The sequence below is a fragment of the Nocardioides sp. YIM 152588 genome (assembly GCF_040191335.1).
Taxonomy (GTDB): Bacteria; Actinomycetota; Actinomycetes; order Propionibacteriales; family Nocardioidaceae; genus Nocardioides.
On sequence record NZ_JBEGDJ010000098.1, the window covers coordinates 1 to 4,874 of the forward strand.

Here is a 4,874-nt window from a genome sequence, read left to right on the forward strand (position 1 = left end):
CGCGCGGAACGCGGCGTGCCCCCGGCGCCCCCGCACGCCGCGCAGCCGGAAGGAGACCGCGAGGAAGCACGGGTCGGCCGGCGTCCGGTCGGCGACGGTCTCGCGGTAGACGACCGCGTCGGTGCCGTCGATGAACCGGAACGAGCGCCCGACGTTCCTGCGGGGCAGGTGGACGCGGCGGCCGGCGAGCAGGGTCAGGCTGGCCACGAAGCACGCCAGCACGGCGCCCCACGCGGTCAGCGGCGGCAGGGGTCGCTGGTCGCTCATCGCCCGCTCCGATCGTCGGCTCACACCGAGCCTGTCGCCGTCCGGTGCGGGGGGGCCAGTGTCGAAGGTCCCGCGGGCGCCCGGGGCGACGACGCCGGAACGACGACCGTCAGGAGGTGGAGGCGTCCGACCCGAGGTCCAGGGTGGTGGTCCTCTCCTTGCCGCCCCGCTGGTAGGTGACGGTCACGGTGTCGCCGGGGCGGTAGGCCCGGACGATCGCGACCAGCGAGTCCGCGCTGGTGATTTGGTGCTCGTCGATCCCGGTGATGACGTCGCCGGACTCGAGCCCGGCGTCGGAGGCGGCGGAGCCGTCGCTGACCTGCTGGATCTGGGCGCCGTCGACGACCTCGGACTGCGGCACGCCCTGCTGGGCGGTCGAGTCGGTGACCTGGATGCCGAGCCGGGCATGGGTCGGCGCCTCGCCGGCCTTGAGCTGCTCGATGATCGGCAGCACCTCGTCGACCGGGATGGCGAAGCCGAGGCCGATCGACCCGGACTCGCCGCTGGTGCTCCCGGTGCTCCGGATGGAGGCGTTGATGCCGACCAGGTTGCCGCCCATGTCGACCAGCGCACCGCCGGAGTTGCCGGGGTTGATCGCGGCGTCGGTCTGGATCGCCGGGTAGGCGGTGGTGTTGCCCTGCGCGTCCTGGCCGACGTCGACCGGCCGGTCCAGGGCGGAGACGATGCCGCTGGTCACCGTCGAGTCGAGCCCGAACGGCGACCCGATGGCGACCACCTGCTCGCCGACGTCGAGGTTGCCGGACTTGCCGATGGTGACCGGGGTCAGGCTCTTCACGCCGTCGACCTGGACCAGCGCGGTGTCGGTGAGCGGGTCGGTGCCGACCACGGTGGCCGCGGCCTTGGTGCCGTCGTTGAACGACGCGGTGATGGTGGCCTGCGCGGGGTCGACCGAGCCGGCCAGGCTGACCACGTGGTCGTTGGTGAGGATCAGGCCGTCGGCGTCCAGCACGACGCCCGAGCCGCTGCCGCCGCTCTGGCCGGCGGAGACGTCCAGCTTGACCACCGACGGCAGCACCTTCGCCGCGACCTCCTCCACGCTGCCCGAGGCCGCCGGGGCGTCGGGGGTGTCGGCGACGGTGAGCGAGGAGCCGCTCGCGGACGAGGTGCCGTCGTCGGAGACCGCCTCCCACAGCGCCGCGCCGCCGAACCCCGCACCGCCCCCGACCAGCAGGGCGCCGGTGAGGACGGCGACCGCGAAGCCCGTGCGCCGCGGCGGCCGCGGGGACGGGGTCGCCGGGTAGCTCGCCGGGTAGCCGGACGCGGGGGGCGGGGGCATCGGGGGCAGTGCCTGGCTCATGGGACCACTGTGTCGACGCGGCCTGAGCGATCGCTGAGACCGCGGTGAGCATCCGCACAACACCCGCCGGAGGGGTCCCCGGCGGGTGTCGTCGTCCGGATCAGACCTGGCGCTGGGCCTCGTCCCAGTACGGCTTGCGCAGCGACCGCTTGAGGATCTTGCCCGTGGGGTTGCGCGGCAGCGCCTCGAGCACGTCGACCGACTTGGGCGCCTTGAAGTGCGCGAGCCGCTCGCGGCACCACTCGATCAGCTCGACGTCGGAGGCCGCGGCGCCCTCCTTGAGCGCCACCACCGCCTTGACCGCCTCGCCCCACCTCTCGTCGGGCACGCCGATCACGGCGACCTCGAGCACCGCGGGGTGCTCCGACAGGACCCGCTCCACCTCGGGTGAGTACACGTTCTCCCCGCCCGTGATGATCATGTCCTTGAGGCGGTCGGAGACGTAGACGTAGCCGTCCGCGTCGATGTGGCCCATGTCGCCGGTGCGGAACCAGCCGTCCTCCGTGATCACCTCGGCGGTGGCCTCGGGCTTGTTGAGGAAGCCCTTCATCAGCTGCGGGGTGCGCAGCCAGATCTCGCCGTGCTCGCCGGTCGGCAGCTCGGTCAGCAGGCCGGGGTCGACGATCTTCACCTCGACCTCGGGGATCGGCTTGCCGGCCGACAGCAGCCGCTCCGGGTGGCCCTCGGCCTCGGCGTCGCGGTGGTCCTCGGGCATCAGGTGGGTGACCACGCCGCCGACCTCGGTGAGGCCGTAGACCTGGATGAAGTCGGTGTCCGGCCAGGCCTCCATCGCCGCGCGCAGCAGCGGCGGCGGCATCGGGGCGGCGCCGTAGGTGTAGGTCTTGAGGTGGCTGAACAGCTTGACCGCGTCCGGGCCGGACTGCAGCACCTGCGCCAGCACGGCGGGCACCAGGAAGGTCCGGTTCGCGCCCGCCATGATCGCGCCGGCCAGCGAGGCGCCGTCGGCCTCGCGCGTCATCACCGTCGGCACGCCGTCGTGGATGCCGAAGAGCACGTACGACGACCCGCCGACGTGGAACAGCGGCATCGAGACCATCGACTTGTCGCCGGGGTCGAAGCCCCAGCCGTCGTGGGCGTTGACGGTGTGGGCGACCATGTTGCGGTGGGTCAGCTGGATGCCCTTGGGGCGGCCGGTGGTGCCCGAGGAGTACATGATCAGGCAGACGTCGTCCTCCAGGACGTCCGGGCCGTCGTCGACGGGGGTGGCGGCCGCCAGGAACTGCTCGTACTCGTCGTCCTCCCCGCCGTCGGGAGTGACCACGATGACCTTCTCGACGGCGGGCAGGCGGTCGCGGATCTCCTCGATGGTCGGCATCAGCTCGGCGCCGACGAAGAGCACCTTGGCTCCCGAGTCGTTGACGGCGTAGTCGATCTCGTCGCCGGCCGAGCGCCAGTTGATGATCGCGTTGGCGGCGCCGATCGACCCGGCGGCGAGGCTGATCTCGACGCACGCGGGGTGGTTCTTGTCCAGGAAGGAGACGACGTCGCCGCGCGCGACGCCCAGGTCGCGCAGGCCGCCGGCGGCGCGGTGGACCCGGTCGTGCCACTGGGCCCAGGTCCAGGTCCGGCCGAGGTAGGTCATCGCCTCGGCGTCGGGCGTGGCCGCCGCCCAGTGGTTCAGGCGGTCGTCGAGGTAGGTGGGCTCCGGCGGGATCGCCGGGGGCCAGGCGGGAGCTTCGGTCGTCGCAGTCACGCGGTCGATTGTGTCTGAGATCACAAGCCCGCTCAACAGAACCACGCCGAACCGTGCCGCCGCGGCGCTGTCACCTGCCGTTCACCTCGATCATCGACGATGGAGAGGTGACGTCGCCCCGATCGCCACTGCTCCGCGCTGTGCTCGCCCCCGAACCCCGCACCCTGGTCGACATCGTCCGGCAGACCGCCCTGGCGCACCCCGACGCGATCGCCCTCGACAGCGGCGCCGACACCGTCACCTACGAGGAGTTCCTGGAGGCCGCCGAGGCCCTCGCCGCCACGCTCGCCGAGCTCGGGATCGGCCGCGGCGACCGGGTCGGTGTCCGGCTGCCGTCGGGCACCACGGACCTGTACGTCGCGATCATGGGCGTGCTGGTGGCCGGCGCCGCCTACGTGCCGGTCGACGCCGACGACCCCGAGGAGCGCGCCCGCCTGGTCTTCGGCGAGGCCGCGGTGGCCGCGGTGGTCGGCGCCGGGCTGGCGATCACCCCGACCGGCGACCCGCGCGAGCCGCTGGACGCCGTCGCCGGCCCCGGGGTCGAGGACGACGCCTGGATCATCTTCACCTCCGGCTCCACCGGCACCCCGAAGGGCGTCGCGGTCTCCCACCGCAACGCGGCGGCGTTCGTGGACGCCGAGTCCCGGATGTTCCTCCAGGGAGCGCCGATCGGCCCCGAGGACCGGGTGATGGCGGGCCTGAGCGTCGCCTTCGACGCCAGCTGCGAGGAGATGTGGCTGGCCTGGCGGTACGGCGCCACCCTGGTGCCGGCCCCGCGGGCCCTGGTCCGCAGCGGCGTCGACGTGGGCGGCTGGCTGGCCGCCAACGCGATCACCGTGGTCTCCACCGTGCCGACCCTGATCAGCCTGTGGCCCGACGACGCGATCGCCCGGGTCCGGCTGCTCATCCTGGGCGGCGAGGCGCTGCCCCCGGAGCTGGCCGCGCGCCTGGTCCGCGACGGCCGCGAGGTGTGGAACACCTACGGCCCGACCGAGGCCACGGTCGTGGCCTGCGGCGCGCTGGTCACCGCCGACGGCCCGGTCCGGATCGGCCTCCCGCTGGACGGCTGGGACCTGGTCGTCGCCGACCCCGACGGCAACCCGGTCGGGGAGGGGGAGCGCGGCGAGCTGATCATCGGCGGCGTCGGCCTGGCGCGCTACCTGGACCCGGCGAAGGACGCCGAGAAGTACGCGCCGATGCCGACGCTGGGCTGGGAGCGCGCCTACCGCAGCGGCGACATCGTCGTCAACGACCCCGACGGCCTGCTCTTCGCGGGCCGCGCCGACGACCAGATCAAGCTGGGTGGGCGCCGGATCGAGCTGGGGGAGATCGACTCCGCGCTCCTGGCGCTGCCGGGCGTGACCGCGGCCGCCGCCGCCGTACGACGCTCGGCGACCGGCAACCAGCTGCTGGTCGGCTACGTCGCCACGGAGGCCCCCGAGGCCACCGACACCGCCGAGGGCGCCGGCCCCGGCTTCGACCTCCACGCCGCCACCGCCCACCTGCGCGCGACCATGCCGGCCGCGCTGGTGCCGCGGCTGGCCGTCGTCGACGACATCCCGACGCGGACCTCCG

Annotated in this window: 4 protein-coding genes; 1 reads left to right on the plus strand and 3 read right to left on the minus strand. The window is 73.7% G+C overall.

What is annotated here, in order from left to right; translation table 11 throughout:
* From ABLM29_RS22005 to ABLM29_RS22015, 3 genes are all read right to left on the minus strand, one after another.
* Positions 1-267, minus strand: a 267-nt coding sequence (locus ABLM29_RS22005) for a hypothetical protein (RefSeq protein WP_349716774.1), incomplete at its 3' end; no start/stop codon positions are given.
* A 109-nt stretch (positions 268-376) separates the two neighbouring features.
* Positions 377-1,585, minus strand: a complete 1,209-nt coding sequence (locus ABLM29_RS22010; RefSeq protein WP_349716776.1) for a S1C family serine protease — start codon at positions 1,583-1,585, stop codon at positions 377-379.
* 100 nt (positions 1,586-1,685) lie between these two features.
* The gene (locus ABLM29_RS22015) at positions 1,686-3,299 is read right to left on the minus strand and encodes a long-chain-fatty-acid--CoA ligase (protein WP_349716778.1); all 1,614 of its coding nucleotides are present in this window, start codon (positions 3,297-3,299) and stop codon (positions 1,686-1,688) included.
* Between the two features lie 107 nt (positions 3,300-3,406).
* Between ABLM29_RS22015 and ABLM29_RS22020 the strand changes: the two genes are divergently transcribed.
* Positions 3,407-4,874 (plus strand): amino acid adenylation domain-containing protein (locus ABLM29_RS22020; protein ID WP_349716779.1); only part of this gene is annotated, 1,468 nt, incomplete at its 3' end.

Bases quoted from the DNA above. Each gene is read 5' to 3' on its own strand.
- ABLM29_RS22010 (WP_349716776.1), bottom strand. From the start codon at position 1,585: ATGAGCCAGGCACTGCCCCCGATGCCCCCGCCCCCCGCGTCCGGCTAC.